This window comes from Dietzia timorensis (assembly GCF_001659785.1).
GTDB classification, from domain to species: Bacteria; Actinomycetota; Actinomycetes; order Mycobacteriales; family Mycobacteriaceae; genus Dietzia; species Dietzia timorensis.
Genome location: NZ_CP015961.1, coordinates 400,188 through 416,182, shown reverse-complemented (window position 1 = coordinate 416,182; position 15,995 = coordinate 400,188). Strand labels below are relative to the sequence as shown.

The following is a 15,995-nucleotide window of genomic DNA, read 5'->3' as shown; positions in this document are numbered from 1 at the left end:
GTCGGGTGTCATGGCGGCTACCAAGACTGATTCACGTTCACAGACTGCACGGGCCCGCGCTCGTCAGGCGATGGCCGACGAGCTGGAGCGGGCACGCAAGCGTGAGGCCAAGCTGGTCGCGGTGTTCTCGGCGATCGACGCCCGCAATGACGCGCAGATCGCCCTCGGCGATGCGCTGGTCGAGCTTCGGGACCTGGGTGTGGCGCAGGCCGACCTGGCGGAGATGACCGGACTGTCCGCCCGCGAGGTCGGGGCGGCGATCCGCGCCGCCAAGGACAACACCACCGACACCGACGACACGGTCAACGATGCCGACGGCGGTGACACGCCAGCGGCGGATCAGACCTCGGCGGACACCAACGGTGAGCAGCAGCCCTGAGTCTTCCTCGGGCCGGTGGTTCGAGGACATCCCGCTGCCGGGAATGGACGCCTGTCCCCAGCCCCGACCTGCTGCGAGGCGGTCCAGGCCGTACGACTCGACACTGCCTCCGACCTCGGCGGCGATCGCCGCGTTTTACTCACGTGTCGTGCGCGCCCCGGGCAATGGATGCCACATCTGGACCGGCGCCATCTCCGACGGATACGGACGTATCACCTGGCGACAAGGCGGCGTCAGCAGAACCGAGTACGCGCACCGCTTCGCGCTCCTGGTCGCCGGCGAACTAACCGACGGGGCGATCGGTGAGCACCGCTGCAATGAACCCTTGTGCGTGCGCCTAGACCCGGACCATCTTATCGCCTCAACCCAATCGGCGAACCTGCTCTACGCGGTCGCCTGCGGGCGTACCGGGATCATCCGCAACACCACCGAACGCCACGACCGGCACGCCCGCTCCCTCGCGGTCCGCGAGGCGGTCTCCGGCGGCTGGAACGCCAAGGCTTACGCCCAAGCTTGCGGCAACACCGCGCCCCTAGACGAGCCGCCACTGTTCTAGAATCGTCTCCAAACACCTACAGCAATGGCCCCACCGAAGCGGTGGGGCCATTGCTGTTTCGGTCGGGTGGGAAGTGTCAGCGGGCTTCCGCGATGCGTCTTTGGCGGCGCAGCTGCCAGTAGCGCGGAATCGCCCACCGCAGTGGCGTCTTGTCGATCACCACCAGCGCCAGACGGGACCGGTAATGCACATCGTGGCGCACGGCGAACGACCAGTGCCCGACAAACCACGCCACCATCCCCAACGCCATCACCGTCGGCGCCCAGGAGCTCGACTGGGTCACCCCACAGAAGCCGATCACGGCGCAGATGCCTCCGATGCCGCGCGCCAGCGGCGGCACCAAAACCGAGGCCACAGCGACCACCACCACGGCCTGTACCGCGGTCTGCAGATCCCACATGACGCCCCCCGTGTTGGCGTTCGTCCCGTTACGGCCCGACCGCACCTGACGGAAGTCCGGGCCGCTTGTTCATTGCCTGTCCTGCTTTGTCAGTGTGCTCGCCCGGTCCGACACGACAAGGCCACCACGGTGCGGATCGCTACTTGTCCTCGTCGGCCTGCCCGGAGGAACGAAACGCGTCCAGCAGTTCACGCAAGGTGTCCGAGGTGGCCTCGGCCCGCACCCGGGCGCGGTCAGCCTCCTCCGCCAGGGCTCGCGCCTGCTCTGCCTGGCGCTGCATCGTCTCGAGTTGCTGGCGGACCTGGGCCAGCTCGGTGCGCAGCTGCTCGGCGTCCCGGACCGCCTCATCTCGGGCCGCGTCGGCGTCTGCTTGTTGCGCGGTGGCTATCTCCACCGCGGCGAGGGCGTCGGCCTCGCCGGCGCGCGCGGCATCGAGCGCCACCGCGGTGGCCTCGTCTGCCTGCTCGGCGGCGCGCTTCCACGCCGCCGCCCACACCGAGGCCACCATCGCCGACATCGGCTCAGACAAGTCCGGGGCCTCGGGAACCTCGCTTGCTGCGCCCGTGGCGTGCTCGCGCATCCACGCCGCTACCTCGCCGATCCGCACCCCCGCCTGTTTCTGCACCGCCCGCACGGTGACCTTGTCCCCGCGCGCGACGAGTACGCCGTAGGCGTGAGCGATCTTCTCCGACGACGACATGACAACTCCCCAAGTAGCGGTAACGGGTAACCGGTAACGTGTGGCGTTACCGACGTTACCCGATTCCGCGCTCGACGGATAGTCCGCACCAGGCGTGGCGCGGCGACCATGGGCAGGGATGGCCGTCGGAGCCGGCACTCCTACCGTCGAGCCAGATGGGGTCACGAGCGACGCGTGGGCCCGGCGCCCTCCGACGGCGCGGTTGTAGCCCTCCAGCACGGACGCCGACGTGGCATCGACAGCTGGCGGCACATCATCGCCGACCCCATACGGCGTACACCGCCACACGGGAGAGACTTGTCGCCAGCGCACACCTGTACCTTCCGGTTGCGCCAGCCCTGGCCAGCGACAACGCCGATGCAGTAACCCAGACACAGAAAGGAAGGGACCTCGCTCGGCGAGATCCCTTCCTTTATTCCTATGTCCGCAGGGGGAGGCTTACGCCCGCAAGTCCCACGGCTAGTAACTCCAAGTGTACGTTCTCAGAGTGCCGCCCGCCAAGCCCACTGATACCGCAGCCATCCAGGCTGTGCTGAGTACCCCTCGGGCAAACACCTACATCTCGGCGGCCGGCGGGGATACCGCCCAGGCCATGGCGCTCTACGGCTGGAACGCGCGCATCGCCGCCGCACTGATGCTGCCCTCGCATTTCGCCGAGATCTCCACACGCAATGCGGTCGACGAGGCAATTACCGCCGTGTACGGGCCCAAATGGCCGTGGAACCAGACTTTCCAGCAGAGTCTCCCCTCACCCAAAGGGCACATCTACAACCCGCAACGTGACCTAATCCAAACCCGCAGTCGCGAACAGACCACCGGGAAAGTGGTCGCAGAGTTGAAACTCTCGTTCTGGCAGGCCATGTTCACCGCTCGCCACGATGAGCGGATCTGGCACCACCAAATCCTGTCACTATTTCCCAATACCGCCGGGAAAACCGCCAAAGAGCTTCGCAAGCAGGTCCGCGACGACCTGGAGGTCATCCGGAAACTGCGGAACCGTATCGCCCACCACGAACCGATCTTCGCCCGAGACCTCTCCGACGACCTCGCGCGGATGCTTGATCTCGTCGAGCTGCGCTCCACCGCAACCGCACAGTGGGTCCGACAGATGGAAGAAGCCAGCACCATCCTCACCCAACGCCCGTAACCAGACACCCTCGCTGCACGAGCCCCCTGAGCGTCCACCAGAAAACACGTTATCGCAGGTAATCAACAGTAAATGCAGCTGCACACACTCCCATTAAGTTACCGCCGATAACTTACGTTATGACAAGTAGGCGACGCCGAGTATCCCGCGAACTCGACCTCTCCCAGAGCGGGCCAAATGGCAGGTGGCTTGGTAGAGGAGCCTAACGAGCTATCCGATTGTTAGCTGGTGGCGACTGTGCCTTCCGTGATTGCATCACGCAGCACGTGCTTGAGAATCTTCCCCGAGGGGTTACGGGGAATGGGCCGGGTGATGAGCTCGCGCGGAAGCTTGTAACCCGCAATGAACTGGGATCCGTACTCGCGGAGCAACTCCAAGGTGACCTCGCGGCCCTCGACCGGGGTGACGACGGCGATGAGGCTCTCCCCGAACATCTCGTCCGGCCGCCCGACGACCGCCACATCGGCCACGTCCGGGTGGCCGGCGAGGGCCTGTTCGACCTCCACCGAGTACACGTTGCGCCCGCCCGTGATGATCATGTCCTTCATCCGATCAACGATCGTGATAAACCCGTCGGCGTCCCGGACCGCCACGTCGCCGCTGTGCAGCCAGCCGTCGCGGAGCGCATCGGCGGTGGCCTCGGGCTTGTTCCAGTAGCCCTTCATGATGGTCTCGCCTCGGTAAATGATCTCCCCGGGCTCGCCGACCGCGGTGTCGTTGCCCTCGTCGTCGACGATCCGCGTCTCGGCGTTAGTGATGGACGCCCGTCCGGTGGCATCTGGGCGGGCGCGTACTTCGTCCGGAGTGAGGAAGATGCCGGTCGGGCCGCCTTCGGTTTGGCCGCACAGCTGGAAGAACTGCACGTGCGGCAGGGTGGCGAGCAAGCTGGTCGCCGCGCTCGGCGGCATTGGTGCGGCGCCGAAGAAGCCCAGCCGCCACGCGGACAGATCGCGCGTGCCGAGCTCGGGGTGCTGCAGCAGCATCTGGTACATGGTGGGCACGCCCAGGAACACGGTGATGCGGTGCTTCTCCAGCGCATCCAGGACCGCCTTGGGCTCGAACGCTGGCAGCACCACGTGAGTGGTGCCCAGGCTGAACCCTGACATAACGAACAGGACCAGCTCCGCGCAGTGGTACATCGGCGCGACGTGCAGATTCCGGTCGAAGATATTCATACCGAGTGCGGAAACCGAGTTCCCCACCCACAGCATGCGGTGATGGTCGAACACCGCTCCCTTGGGACGCCCGGTCGTGCCCGAGGTGTAGAGGATAATGCAGTCGTCGTCCTCGATGACCTCCACTTCCGGCGCGGTGGTCGGCATGGTGTCTGCGAGCCGCGCGATGCCCTGCGCGGCGGGCTCGTCCAGCACCAGACTTTGCGGCGCGGACGGCAGCGGATCGAGTTCGTCGAGGCCGGCCACCACCACCGCGAGCCCCTCGGAGTACAGCAGCACCGTCGCACCGGAGTCCTCGAGCAGGTAGCGAAGTTCGCGGGCCGGCACGCGAGGGTTGAGAGGCACGGCAATGGCCCCCAGTCGGAACGCTCCGTACAGGCCCAGGATGTACGCGTCGGAGTTCGGACTCAGCAGTGCCACCCTGTCGCCCTTGCCGACTCCGAGCGACGCCAACGCGTGCGCATACTGATTGATCCGGGCCGCGAGCTGCTCGTACGAGTAGGTGCTCTCGCCGAAGATCAGTGCGGTCTTGTCCGGGTGCCGGCGGGCATTGAGCGCGAGGGCGCCTCCGAGAGTGGCCATGGTGACTCCTGAGGTGTCGATGACTCCGGGATCGGATATGTGACCCCGGACACAGCAGGAACAGTAACCGCCAGCGTGATGCTTGTACAGATGTTCAGTGAAAGTGAAACTCGAGTCAGGTGGCTGACCCGTGGGAACGATCGACAGCTCCTCCCCCGGACACGCTCACGCCGAGCTCGGGCTTGCTGCGCCCCTCGGTGTGGGTAAAGGTCCCGAGGTGGGTCCAGACGGCATCCACCAGCGGCTGCAGGAACAGCCGGCCCATCTGGTTGATGATCACGTCGACCACCTGGACGGAGTCGGCGCGACCCCGCGAGGCCGCGCCGGTCTCGCGCATCGCAACGACCTCCCGGTGGGTAAGTTCGGTGAGCCGCTCCAGCAGTTGCCCCCGCTGACCACCGGGTTCGAGTAGCGCCCGGCGGAGATAGTTGACCACCTCCGGGTTTCTGACCAGCATTTCCGCGACGGATTCATTCCGGACGCGAGCGATTTCTTCGCCGGCCCCGTCGGTCGGCGCCGAAGCAAGGGCCGACGCAAAACGCTCCACGACGATCTGCTCCACGGCCTCGCGGAGGCCGTCTTTGGACCCGTAGTGATGGACCACCAGCCCTACGGTAACCCCGGCGGCGGCCGCGACCGCCCGCATCGGTGTGCGGTCCTCGCCGTTGGCCGCGTAAAGCTCGAGAGCGGCGTTGCGGATTCGCGCTTTGGCGGTGAGATCTTGGTCGCCGGAGTGCTGGGCGGGGCGGTCCACGCGGTCTCCCTTCGGTCGACAAACGAGTCTACGGGGACGCGCCAATCGCTAAAGCTATACAGTGGCTAAGTTTACTGACTACTTGTATAGTCGCTGAAATGAGTCCCAGATCGCTCCGACCCCTGGCCGGCATACAGGTCGTCTCTTTGGCTACCAACCTGCCCGGTCCGCTGGCCGTGGCAGGCCTTCGTGACCTCGGCGCAGCGGTGATCAAAGTGGAGCCGCCGGTGGGTGACGCCTTGGCCGTGGCCGCGCCCTCCTGGTACGCAGAACTGACACAGGGAGTGGAGGTTCGTCGGGCCGACCTCAAAAGTCGTAGCGGCCTGGAGGAGCTGACCAGGCTGCTCGATACGGCGGACGTGTTGGTGACCGCCATGCGCCCGTCAGCGTTCTGCCGACTCGGCCTCGGCGATCTCAGCGACCGCTACCCGCGGTTGTGCCATGTGGAGATCGTGGGCTACGACGGCGCCGACGAGGAGGTCGCGGGCCACGACCTGACATATCAGGCGAGATACGGCACCATCCGGCCGCCGCACCTGCCGCTGGTCCCGGTCGCCGACACCGTCGGTGGGGAGCGGGCCATCTCGGCCGCCCTGGCCCTGCTGCTGGCCCGGGGACAGCACGACTCCGGCGGACATCAACGCATCACTCTCGACGCGGCCGCGTACGACTCCGCGGCTGCCCTCCGGCACGGCCTGTTTGGCAATGGAGCACCACTGGGCGGGGCTCTGCCCTCCTACAACATCTATGCCACCGCCGACGGCCACATCGCCCTGGGGGCACTCGAACCGCACTTCGAGGCCCGCACCAGAGAAGTACTCGATTGCGACGGCACATCCGCCGCCTACACCCGCGCCTTCGCCGCGCACACCACGGCCCACTGGGAGGATCTGGCCGCGCGCCACGACATCCCGCTCACCGCCGTTCGCGATGCCCACCCGGCCACAGCGCAGACCACTCACGCGCCCACGGCGCCCACCACCTGACCACCTTGAGGAAGGACCCAGTCATGACCGACTCCCCCCAGCCCCGTAGTTCCCGAGCCACCCGCGAGGCCGTGATCGTCGATGCCGTCCGGACCCCGGTCGGCAAGCGCGGCGGGGCGCTGGCCGCCTGGCATCCCGCCGATCTGCTGGGGGCCACCCTCAGTGAACTGGTTCGCCGCAGTGATGTGGCGCCGGAGAAAATCGACGACGTGATCGCTGGCTGTGTGATGACGCACGACCAGCAGAGCTCCAACATCGCTCGCCATGCGGTGCTCTCCTCCGGCCTGCCCGATTCGGTGCCGGCCGTGACCGTGGACCGACAGTGCGGCTCGGGGCAGCAAGCTGTCGCATTTGCCGCCCACGGTGTGGAGGCGGGGTCCTACGACCTCGCCATCGCATGCGGCGTGGAGTCGATGTCACAGGTGGCGCTGCCATCCTCATTACAACCCGGCGCCCCGCTAGGCCCGCAATACTCCCCCCGCGAACTGGCCCGCTACGACGGCGGACTGCTGGTTCAAGGCCCGTCCAGTGAGCTGATGAACACCCGCTTCGACCTCAGCCGGGAGGAACTCGACGCCTTCAGCCGCCGGAGCCACGAGCGGGCGCTGGCTGCCACCCGCGACGGCCGCTTCGAGACCCAGCTGGTTCCGCTGCGCCGCGACCCGCTCGATGACTCCAGCGAGCCCGTGACCGCGGATGAGGGGATCCGGGCCGAGCTCGACCCAGAGAAGATGGCGTCCCTGCGGGCGGTGTTCGCCGAAGACGGCAAGACCACCGCAGCCAACTCCTCCCAGCTCAGCGACGGCGCCGCCGCACTACTCATCGCCGACCGCGAGTTCGCCGAGGCCCACGGGCTCACCCCCCGCGCCCGCTTCGTGGTCCACGCGGTCGCCGCGGCCGATCCGATCATCCAGTTCACCGCAATCCTCGAGTCCACCCGCAAGGCCCTGGACCGGTCGGGGCTCACGGTGGACGATATCGACCTGTTCGAGGTCAACGAAGCGTTCGCGGGAGTACCGCTGATGTTCCAAAAAGAGTTCGGCGTCCCCGACGACAAACTCAACGTCAACGGCGGCTCGGTGGCTGTCGGCCACCCCCTCGGATCCACCGGCGCCCGCATGATGACGGACCTGCTGACCGAACTCGAACGCACCGGCAGCCGATACGGGCTACAGACCATCTGCGAAGCCCACGGCACCGCTAACACCACCATCATCGAACGCCTCTGACGAGCCCCCTCCGTCCCAGCCACCGTCCCAACCCCACTTCAGGAGCACCAACATGACGTCCCACCCCATCGTCACCGGTCTGCCGTCGACACACGGTGACAGTTACCAGCTCAACACCACCACCCTGCTGCGGCACTCCGCCCGGACCTACCCCGAGCAGGAGATCGTATTCCGCACCATCGACGGGGGCTGGGACCGCTACACCTACGCAGACATGTTCGAGCGGGTCGGGAAGTCAGCCCACGCGCTCACCGGGCTGGGGGCCGGCCCCGGAACGGTGGTGGGAATCCTGGATTGGAACTCCAAACGCCATATGGAGCTGTACTGGGCGATTCCCGGTATCGCATCGGTGATGCTGCAGATGAACCTGCGGCTCGCCCCGGTGGACCTGGCCTATGTCACCGACCACGCCGAAGCCTCGATCGTGCTGGTCGACGAGTCCCTGCTGCCCGTGGCCGAGGCGCTGGTCGAGCAGGGCGTCGGGGTGAAGACCTGGGTGGTCATGACGGACAAGCCACTCTCGGAGATCTCCACCACCCTGCCCGGGGTCGTCCACTGGGAAGACGCGCTGACGGCCGCGGAATCGACCTTCGACTGGCCGATGATCGACGAAACCTCGGCGTACAGCGCGTGCTACACCACCGGCACCACCGGCCGCCCCAAGGGCGTGTACTACTCCCATCGCGGGATCTACCTCCACACTCTTGCCGAGGCAGCGCAGTTGAAGATGGGCGACGACGACACCGTCATGGTCATCACCCCGATGTTCCACGGCCAGGGCTGGGGACTGCCGCAGTCGGCCATCTACTCGGCCGCCAAGGTCGTGCTGCCCGGACGGTATACGGCCGAGGACACCTCTGTGCTGGTTGACGCGATGATCTCCGAGTCCGTCACCGTAGCCAACGGTGCCCCCGCGATCTTCGAGCCGATGCTCGACTACATCCGCACACTCAAGACGCGCCCGGACTTCAGCCGCGCCCGTCTGCTGTCCGGGGCGACCGAACCGTCGCTCACGCTCATGCGCGGCTTCCATGACCTCACCGGCGCCGACATCATCCACGCCTACGGCGCCACGGAGACCACTCCGCTGGTCACCGTCAACGCAGGCCTGAAGCACACGCTGCGGGACGTGCTCAGTGAGAAGGAGAAGTGGGATCTCAAGCGGGCCCAGGGTCTGCTGGTCAACGGGATCGACATCAAGGTCGTCGGACCGGACGGAACCGAACTACCCCACGACGGTGTCTCCCAGGGCGAGGTGCTCATGCGCGGCCCGTGGATCATCGAGCGCTACCACAAGATGGAAGACAAAGGCGGCGCGTTCGCCGATGGGTGGTGGCGCAGCGGCGATGCCGGCACGATCCGCCCCGACGGCTACCTCAAGCTGACCGACCGCATCAAGGACGTGGTCAAAAGCGGCGGCGAATGGATCTCCTCGATCGACATGGAAAACGCGATCGTCGCCCACCCACAGGTCCGCGAAGCCGCCGTGGTGGGGATCGAGCATCCCAAGTGGCAAGAGCGCCCGGTTGCGATCGTCGTCCAAGAAGACGGTGCCGATCTTGACGTCGACGACATCCACGCCGTGTTGGAAGACAAGTTCGCCAAGTGGCAACTGCCCGACATCGTCATCTTCGCCGACGCGCTGCCGCGCACCAGCGTCGGCAAGTTGGACAAAAAGACGCTACGCACCGACCACGCCGATCTCTACCGGGGAGCCGAGGAATGAACAACCGGAGCGGACACGATGATGTGGTGCGCAGCGAACGACGCGGAGCCGTCGCGATCCTGCGCATCAACCGACCCGAGGCCCGGAATGCACTGAACGCCGCGGTGTTCGCAGCCTTGAACAGGCACCTAGCCGAGCTGCGGACCGATGACTCCGTGCGCGCCATAGTTTTGGCCGGCGCGAGCGGCGTGTTCTGCGCTGGAGCAGACATCACCGCGTTCGACGCCCTGCGGGCCGATCCGTTGATCGGGCAGCGGCGGGCCTCCGGGGGGACTCTATGGGCCGACCTGGAGAACTTCCCCAAACCGGTGATCGCAGCCGTCGAGGGCCTGGCCCTGGGGGGCGGGCTCGAACTCGTCCTGGCCTGCGACACCAGCATCGTCGGCCAGGGTGCCCGCCTTGGATTACCCGAGGTCAAGCTCGGCGTCATCCCCGGCGGCGGCGGCACCCAACGACTCATCCGGGCGCTCGGCAAACCTCGCGCCATGGCACTGCTGCTCAGCGGCGACCTGGTCACCGGGACCGAGGCCGCCACCCTCGGCCTGGTGGGAAAGGTGGTCGACGACGACGAGGTCGTCGAACAGGCGATCGCCCTGGCGCAGCGGATCTCGGCTAATTCCCCGCTGGCCGTGGCCCTGGCCAAAGACGCCGCCCTGGCCGCGCAGACCGGGTCGATAGCCGCAGGGCTCGAGCACGAAAAGCGCAACTTCGTCTATTCACTCGCCTCAGACGACAGCCACGAGGGCCAGGCCGCCTTCGTGGCCAAGCGTTCGCCGAACTTCACCGGCCGCTGACCCGGCCCGACAAGGACAAGATCATGACCACCACCCTGTTCCCCGACCACCGCCCCACCTGGCAAACCGAGTCCCACGAGTTGCTACGGGACCACGCCCGCGCCTTCTTCGCCAGAGAAGTCACCCCCCGCCAGGCGGACTGGGCCCGGCAGGGCCACGTCGACCGCGAACTCTGGAACAGAGCCGGAGCGGCAGGCCTACTGCTCACCGACATCGCCGAAAAGGACGGCGGCGGGGGAGGCGACTTCGGCCACGAGGCTGTAGTGGCCCAGGAACTGGCGTACGCGCACGACAGCGCGTTCGGCTTCACCGTGCACTCCACGATCGTCAGCCACTACATCAACGCCTACGGGACCGAGGAGCAAAAGCGCCGCTGGCTACCCGGGCTCGCCTCCGGCGAGAAAGTGGTGGCCGTCGCCATGACCGAGCCTGGTACCGGCTCAGACCTGCAGAACGTCAAGACCACAGCGATCCGCGACGGCGACCACTACGTGGTCAACGGCGCCAAGACCTTCATCTCCAACGGCACCCACTGCGACTTGGTTGTCATCGTGGCCAAGACCGATCCAGCGGCCGGCGGCAAGGGCATCTCCCTACTAGTCGCCGAGGTCGACAATAACGTCGCGGGCTTCTCCCGCGGCGCCGTCCTCGAGAAGATCGGCATGCACGGATGGGACACCCGCGAACTCTTCTTTGACGACATGCGGGTACCGGTGGAGAACATCCTTGGCGAGGAGGGCTCCGGCTTCGCCGAACTCATGACCCAGTTGCCGCGGGAGCGACTCATCATCGGAGTCGCCGGCGTGGCAGTGGCCGAGGCCGCGGTGATCGAGACCATCCGGTACGTCAAAGAGCGCGATGCGTTCGGCAAGAAACTCCTGGACTTCCAGAACACCCAGTTCGTACTAGCCGAGTGCAAGGCCGACGTCTACGCCGGCAAGGCGCTGATCGACGACGGCATCCGCCGCCAGATCGACGGCACCCTCGACGCCGCCGGCGCCTCGATGATCAAGCTGTGGGCCACCGACATGCAGTGCCGCGTGGTGGACAAGTGCCTACAGCTGTTCGGTGGCTACGGCTACATGATGGAGTACCCCATCGCCCAGATGTACACCGCCTCCCGCGTGCAGCGGATCTACGGCGGCACCAACGAGATCATGAAGCTGCTCGTAGCCAGGTCGCTGTGAACGCCACTCCCCCAAGTCCGTCCGTCTACGCCGAAGACTTCACCCCGGGCCAGATTCACAAACTGGGCGATCACACCGTCTCCAAGGCCGAACTGGTCGATTTCGCCACCCGCTGGGACGCACAGTGGTTTCACATCGATGAGGACGCCGCCAACCAGGGTCACTTCCGCGGACTCATCGCCAGCGGGGTACACACCATTGCCATCGCTCAACGGCTGCTCACACAAACAATGCTCAACCAATGGGCAGTGATCGCCGGGCTCGGATTCGACAAGGTACGGTTCCCGGCGCCCGTCCGACCCGGCAACGTTCTCACCGGAACCGCCCAAATTGCCGAGATCACTCTCGACGGAACACGCGGACGAGTGAAGATAGAAATGCGGCTGACCGATCAGGACGACCACACCGTCCTCTACGCCGAACTGACCATCGTCATGTGGCAAAGAGAGCAGGCCACGACACCGTCCGGAGGCTTCAACTGACACACGGCAGGACGTCACCAGAAAGAGCAACGGTCCCGCCCTACATCGACGAAGCGACCTTCATCTCGTATCCGCAAGTCAGCGTGGGACGTGACGACCCCACCTCACGACGGTGGCTCAAGGTAGTCAAACCCCCGTCCGAGCGCGTCCGCTAGCTAGCGATCGATTTCGCGACACTCACAGAACCAGTCGTTTCCGCAGGGCAGCAGTGTCCGAAAACTCGTGTCGCCTTGCCACCCACATCGAGCACCGGTAACCAGACGTTATGACAAGTAGCGGGTGCTGAGTTGTAAGTTCTGCGAACTCGACACCTCCCGGACATTCTCTCGCCCGCCCTGTCCGGCACCCCGACTGACCTGCACGTCGTCACGTGACGGACCGCTTCCCGGGGCCGCCTCTGAGTGCAGTGGCCCAACCTCCGCGGACTGACTGGCAATGCCGCTACCTGCGACCTCTTGTGTTGATTCGCGCAAAGTGCGATACTTTCGCATATATCGCGAACCATGTTTGGGTGGTGCGAGATGGCAGATCAGGATCCTCCGCCGGGGTCGGCGCGGCTGCAATTGGCCGACGGCATCGCTGTCCTGCGGCCGGAAGCCGCGGTGTTCGAGGCGATGGTCACCGGGTGGTCGCACCAGCAGATGGCCCGGAACCTGTCCGTTGGCACGATCGCGGCCCAGGTCGCCACGATCCGGCGGTTCCAGGACTTCTGCGGTGTCGCCGGCCCCTGGCACTGGACGCCCCGATGGTCGATGACTGGTTCACCGAACTGCGCGGGGTCCACGGCCTGGCCCTGGGCACGGTGCTGAGCTACCAGGGTGCACTGCGGCATTTCATGGACTACCTGCTCGATCCGGCCTACGAGTGGACCCAGCAATGCCAGGACCGATTCGACACGCATCCGATACAGATCATCACCGAGGCCAACTCGGCCCGCCACACCTACGAGGGCCCCGACAATCCACTCAAACGGGCCTACACCACCGATGAACTGCAGGACCTTTGCGATTTCGCGGACGATCAGGTCAACCACCGTTTCGAGGCTGGCTCGAAGGGCGCGATGGTGGCCCTGCGGACCGCGACGATCATCAAGGTCGCCTACGCGTGGGGCCTGCGTCGCAACGAAGTCCGCATGCTGGATCTGACAGACTTCGGACCGAACCCTCGAGCACCACAGTTCGGCCAGTTCGGGTTCTGCTACGTCCGCCACGGCAAACCCGGCAAGGGATCTGCGGCCAAGCGGCGTGGCGTCCTGACGGTCCCGGAGACCGCCTGGGCGATCGACTGCCTCAAACGATGGATCGACCAGGGCCGCACCACCTTTGACCACCCGGTCGGGACCGCATTGTTCCCGACCGAGCGATCCGAGCGCATCTCGAACGGCGCGTTGTCCCATAGCTTCGCCGACCTCTGCGACACCGCCGGCCTGACCGATCCCGGACTGGATTTTCACTCCCTGCGCCGCAGCTACGTCACGCTGCTGGTCGAGTCCGGATACGACACCCGCTTCATCCAGGAACAAGTCGGACACAAGTACGCCTCAACCACCTCGCTCTACACCTTCGTCTCCCCCGACTACCGCAGCCGTGTCGTGGCCGCCGCACTTCGCGCCGCGGCCAAACGCCTGCCCGAAAGGACCGACCAGCAATGAAACACCGGATCGCCTACCAGTGGCGACTACGCCAGGTCATGACCGACCGAGATATGCACACCCTGTCCGACCTGATCACGCCATTGCACGACGTGGGAATCGAACTCTCCGCCTCCCAGCTCTACCGCCTCCTGGGACGCACCCCTGAGCGACTGCCCCTGGCCCTACTCGGAGCGCTGTGCCACGTCCTGGACTGCACCGTCGAAGACCTCTGCGTCTTCCACGTCGACACCTCCCCCTCCAGACGCACCGCCACAGCCACCGACGCCTCCCCCGCAACCGACGTGCCACTGCGACCGAAGCGGGCACACATCCACCGACCCGGACCGACGGCGTAGACCCCCAGGCAGGCGGCGGACACATGGCTGACACATCGAAGTACCACTGCACACGGTGCAACGACGAGCAGCAGCATCGCGGAGTGCGCTGGCCCGAGGGCTTCGTCTGCCGCCGCTGCTACCAACAGGCCACCCGCCGACGCGGCACCTGCCCCCGCTGCCAACGCCCGGATCGACTGCTGCCTGGCCTCGCCAACGACCAGCCCATCTGCACTGACTGTGCCGGAATCGACGACCCCCGACTGACCTGCACCCGCTGCGGAGACCAGGACGAACCCCACCGCCGAGGACTGTGCGCACGATGCTGCCTCACCGACGACCTGACCGCTGAAGTGCCCCGGGTTTGATGGAGACATCGATTACCCGGGGCACTTCAATGGGATCTGCCCAGAAGTTGGCCATCTCGGGTTTTCGGGTTGTCAGGACAAGGGCTTCACTCCCTGGCCTGCGAGTGCTTCGGAGAGGCGGACGGAGTCGCCGCTGGTCTGGCAGACGTGGGCGCGGTGCAGTAGCCGATCCACTGTCGCGGTGGCGATGGTCTTGGGCATGAGTTCGTCGAAACCGGCCGGGTGCAGGTTCGAGCTGATCGCGATGGCACGTTTCTCGTAGGCGGCGTCCACCAGGCGGTAAAGCCCATTCGCTAGGCACCCGGACCGAACTTCTCGACGCGGTGCGCACGATCCGTTCCCGGGGGTTCGCGTCGAGCAAGGAGGAGAGCGAGGAGGATGTCGCCTCCCTCGCCGTCGCACTGGCCTCGACCCGCTCTCCGCGGTTGGCTGTCAAGGCCTCGCTGCCGCTCAGTCGCATGAGCTCGGCGACCGAGCAGGACATCCTCACTCGGCTGGTAGCTGCGGCGGAGGAGATCGACCATCTCCTGCTCTGATCGGCGTGGTCAGGCCGAAGTCGGCTGGGCCTCAGGCTGGACTGGGCTGCCCGCCGTCCCGGTCCAGCCGGTTGCCGGTCCCCTGGACGTGGCGCACGAAGGACCGTACCGCCGGGGCGATGCCTCCTTCGCGTGACCAGTAGATCCACAGCGGGGCGCTCATCGGGGTGTGCTCGTCGACCAGCACTGGCCATCTGGCCGAGTCGTCGGCACTGAGGTTGTCGTCGGCGATGACGGCCACGCCCAGCCCTGCCCGGGCGAGCGCAACGATGGTGGTGGCGTTGACGCTCTCCGACGTGATGTCGAGCCCGAAGCCCCCTGCCCGCAGCGCCGGCTCCAGCAGGCGCCGGGTGAGGCTATCGGCGTGCCCGGTGAGCACCGGCTGGCCACGCAATTCAGCGACCAAGACGTGGCTCCGGCCCCGCCACGGGTGGTCGTCGGAGGTCACCACCGCCAGCCGCACGTCGCCGAGCTGGTGGCCCGCAAGACGCTGGTCGGCCTGCCCGAGGCCCGTCACGAGATCGACGTCCCCGTTAAGCACCTGTTCGATCGCGGGCAGGCCCGAGTACTCGTGGACGGCGACGTGGATAGCGGGATGCGCCGACCGGAAGGTGCCGATCAGGGGCGCGAGGAACCGTGACACGTGCGGATATGCGCAGGCCACCGTGACGACGCCCGCTCGACCGCGAGCGAGTTCGTGGGCAAACTGGGAGACCGACTCCGCTCGATTCAGCAGGTAATGGGCGCGGGGCAGCAATTGATTCCCGGCACCGGTGAGCTGTACTCCGCGGCCGGACCTCTCGAAGAGGGCGATGCCCAGCTCCGCCTCCAGCGCCTTGATCGAACGCCACAGCGAGGGCTGCGGCACATCGAGGGTGGCGGCGGCGCGGAGGAACGACCCCTCGCGGGCCACCGCAACGAGATACCTGAGTTGACGCAGCTCCACGCACGGCTCCTAGTTTCACCAGTGAATAGCTCGATACCAAAATAGCCCATAGACAGCCTGTGATGAAGGTCATACTCTTT

At 66.2% G+C, this 15,995-nt stretch carries 16 protein-coding genes and 3 pseudogenes; 13 read left to right on the top strand and 6 right to left on the bottom strand.

Translation table 11 applies throughout. The features are described from left to right. The first annotated feature begins 10 nt into the window (after positions 1-10). Both BJL86_RS01915 and BJL86_RS01910 read left to right on the top strand, forming a co-directional pair. Complete coding sequence (locus BJL86_RS01915) at positions 11-379, top strand: hypothetical protein (protein ID WP_231887329.1); 369 nt, start codon at positions 11-13, stop codon at positions 377-379. After that, complete coding sequence (locus BJL86_RS01910) at positions 363-935, top strand: hypothetical protein (protein WP_067478270.1); 573 nt, start codon at positions 363-365, stop codon at positions 933-935. The genes BJL86_RS01915 and BJL86_RS01910 overlap by 17 nt, the downstream gene beginning before the upstream one ends. Positions 936-1,011: 76 nt before the next feature. On the opposite strand, the gene BJL86_RS01905 is transcribed toward BJL86_RS01910, so the two are convergent. Both BJL86_RS01905 and BJL86_RS01900 read right to left on the bottom strand, forming a co-directional pair. Next, on the bottom strand, positions 1,012-1,335 hold the full coding sequence (locus tag BJL86_RS01905; RefSeq protein WP_067478267.1) for a hypothetical protein: 324 nt from the start codon (positions 1,333-1,335) through the stop codon (positions 1,012-1,014). A gap of 139 nt (positions 1,336-1,474) precedes the next feature. Beyond that, positions 1,475-2,035, bottom strand: coding sequence for a hypothetical protein (locus BJL86_RS01900; RefSeq protein WP_067478264.1), 561 nt, complete (start codon positions 2,033-2,035; stop codon positions 1,475-1,477). Positions 2,036-2,522: 487 nt separating this feature from the next. On the opposite strand from BJL86_RS01900, the gene BJL86_RS01895 reads away from it, so the two are divergent. Then, entirely contained in the window at positions 2,523-3,182 is a 660-nt protein-coding gene (locus BJL86_RS01895) for an Abi family protein (RefSeq protein ID WP_067478260.1), read from the top strand. A gap of 221 nt (positions 3,183-3,403) precedes the next feature. On the opposite strand, the gene BJL86_RS01890 is transcribed toward BJL86_RS01895, so the two are convergent. Then, positions 3,404-4,939, bottom strand: a complete 1,536-nt coding sequence (locus BJL86_RS01890; protein ID WP_067478257.1) for an acyl-CoA synthetase — start codon at positions 4,937-4,939, stop codon at positions 3,404-3,406. 115 nt (positions 4,940-5,054) lie between these two features. Beyond that, positions 5,055-5,693 carry a TetR/AcrR family transcriptional regulator gene (locus tag BJL86_RS01885; protein ID WP_067478254.1) on the bottom strand — a complete coding sequence of 213 codons (639 nt, stop codon included), beginning with the start codon at positions 5,691-5,693 and terminating at the stop codon, positions 5,055-5,057. Between the two features lie 98 nt (positions 5,694-5,791). Between BJL86_RS01885 and BJL86_RS01880 the strand changes: the two genes are divergently transcribed. The 9 genes and pseudogenes from BJL86_RS01880 to BJL86_RS01845 all read left to right on the top strand — a co-directional run. Next, positions 5,792-6,679, top strand: a complete 888-nt coding sequence (locus tag BJL86_RS01880; protein WP_008382193.1) for a CoA transferase — start codon at positions 5,792-5,794, stop codon at positions 6,677-6,679. Between the two features lie 23 nt (positions 6,680-6,702). Then, a complete protein-coding gene (locus BJL86_RS01875; RefSeq protein ID WP_006897083.1) occupies positions 6,703-7,908 on the top strand; it encodes a thiolase family protein in 1,206 nt (401 codons plus the stop codon). Between the two features lie 52 nt (positions 7,909-7,960). Further along, positions 7,961-9,634 carry a long-chain-fatty-acid--CoA ligase gene (locus BJL86_RS01870; RefSeq protein ID WP_006897082.1) on the top strand — a complete coding sequence of 558 codons (1,674 nt, stop codon included), beginning with the start codon at positions 7,961-7,963 and terminating at the stop codon, positions 9,632-9,634. After that, positions 9,631-10,428, top strand: a complete 798-nt coding sequence (locus tag BJL86_RS01865; protein ID WP_039867704.1) for an enoyl-CoA hydratase/isomerase family protein — start codon at positions 9,631-9,633, stop codon at positions 10,426-10,428. The genes BJL86_RS01870 and BJL86_RS01865 overlap by 4 nt, the downstream gene beginning before the upstream one ends. Before the next feature lie 23 nt (positions 10,429-10,451). Further along, the gene (locus BJL86_RS01860; protein ID WP_008382198.1) at positions 10,452-11,615 is read left to right on the top strand and encodes an acyl-CoA dehydrogenase family protein; all 1,164 of its coding nucleotides are present in this window, start codon (positions 10,452-10,454) and stop codon (positions 11,613-11,615) included. Beyond that, complete coding sequence (locus BJL86_RS01855) at positions 11,612-12,097, top strand: MaoC/PaaZ C-terminal domain-containing protein (RefSeq protein ID WP_006898348.1); 486 nt, start codon at positions 11,612-11,614, stop codon at positions 12,095-12,097. Before BJL86_RS01860 ends, BJL86_RS01855 begins: the two co-directional genes overlap by 4 nt. Positions 12,098-12,618: 521 nt before the next feature. Next, the gene (locus tag BJL86_RS16695; RefSeq protein ID WP_006897078.1) at positions 12,619-12,906 is read left to right on the top strand and encodes a hypothetical protein; all 288 of its coding nucleotides are present in this window, start codon (positions 12,619-12,621) and stop codon (positions 12,904-12,906) included. Then, positions 12,843-13,748: a tyrosine-type recombinase/integrase gene (locus BJL86_RS01850; protein ID WP_006897077.1), complete on the top strand. Its 906-nt coding sequence runs from the start codon at positions 12,843-12,845 to the stop codon at positions 13,746-13,748. Before BJL86_RS16695 ends, BJL86_RS01850 begins: the two co-directional genes overlap by 64 nt. Then, a pseudogene (locus BJL86_RS01845) lies at positions 13,745-13,978 on the top strand (helix-turn-helix domain-containing protein); the annotation flags it as partial. The gene BJL86_RS01850 and the pseudogene BJL86_RS01845, both read left to right, overlap by 4 nt. Before the next feature lie 527 nt (positions 13,979-14,505). Here BJL86_RS01845 and BJL86_RS01840 read toward each other — a convergent pair. Further along, positions 14,506-14,727: pseudogene (locus BJL86_RS01840) on the bottom strand (ATP-binding protein); the annotation flags it as partial. Positions 14,728-14,744: 17 nt separating this feature from the next. Between BJL86_RS01840 and BJL86_RS01835 the strand changes: the two are divergent. Further along, positions 14,745-14,969: pseudogene (locus tag BJL86_RS01835) on the top strand (IclR family transcriptional regulator domain-containing protein); the annotation flags it as partial. A gap of 31 nt (positions 14,970-15,000) precedes the next feature. Here the strand turns inward: BJL86_RS01835 and BJL86_RS01830 are convergent. Next, positions 15,001-15,915: a LysR family transcriptional regulator gene (locus tag BJL86_RS01830; protein ID WP_006897072.1), complete on the bottom strand. Its 915-nt coding sequence runs from the start codon at positions 15,913-15,915 to the stop codon at positions 15,001-15,003. Positions 15,916-15,995 lie beyond the last annotated feature (80 nt).

What these genes read in the sequence shown, in the direction of transcription:
- BJL86_RS01915 (WP_231887329.1), top strand. Translation starts at nt 11, where the DNA reads ATGGCGGCTACCAAGACTGATTCACGTTCACAGACTGCACGGGCCCGC.
- BJL86_RS01905 (WP_067478267.1), bottom strand. Translation starts at nt 1,335, where the DNA reads ATGTGGGATCTGCAGACCGCGGTACAGGCCGTGGTGGTGGTCGCTGTG.
- BJL86_RS01900 (WP_067478264.1), bottom strand. Translation starts at nt 2,035, where the DNA reads ATGTCGTCGTCGGAGAAGATCGCTCACGCCTACGGCGTACTCGTCGCG.
- BJL86_RS01890 (WP_067478257.1), bottom strand. Translation starts at nt 4,939, where the DNA reads ATGGCCACTCTCGGAGGCGCCCTCGCGCTCAATGCCCGCCGGCACCCG.
- BJL86_RS01880 (WP_008382193.1), top strand. Translation starts at nt 5,792, where the DNA reads ATGAGTCCCAGATCGCTCCGACCCCTGGCCGGCATACAGGTCGTCTCT.
- BJL86_RS01875 (WP_006897083.1), top strand. Translation starts at nt 6,703, where the DNA reads ATGACCGACTCCCCCCAGCCCCGTAGTTCCCGAGCCACCCGCGAGGCC.
- BJL86_RS01870 (WP_006897082.1), top strand. Translation starts at nt 7,961, where the DNA reads ATGACGTCCCACCCCATCGTCACCGGTCTGCCGTCGACACACGGTGAC.
- BJL86_RS01865 (WP_039867704.1), top strand. Translation starts at nt 9,631, where the DNA reads ATGAACAACCGGAGCGGACACGATGATGTGGTGCGCAGCGAACGACGC.
- BJL86_RS01860 (WP_008382198.1), top strand. Translation starts at nt 10,452, where the DNA reads ATGACCACCACCCTGTTCCCCGACCACCGCCCCACCTGGCAAACCGAG.
- BJL86_RS16695 (WP_006897078.1), top strand. Translation starts at nt 12,619, where the DNA reads ATGGCAGATCAGGATCCTCCGCCGGGGTCGGCGCGGCTGCAATTGGCC.
- BJL86_RS01850 (WP_006897077.1), top strand. Translation starts at nt 12,843, where the DNA reads ATGGTCGATGACTGGTTCACCGAACTGCGCGGGGTCCACGGCCTGGCC.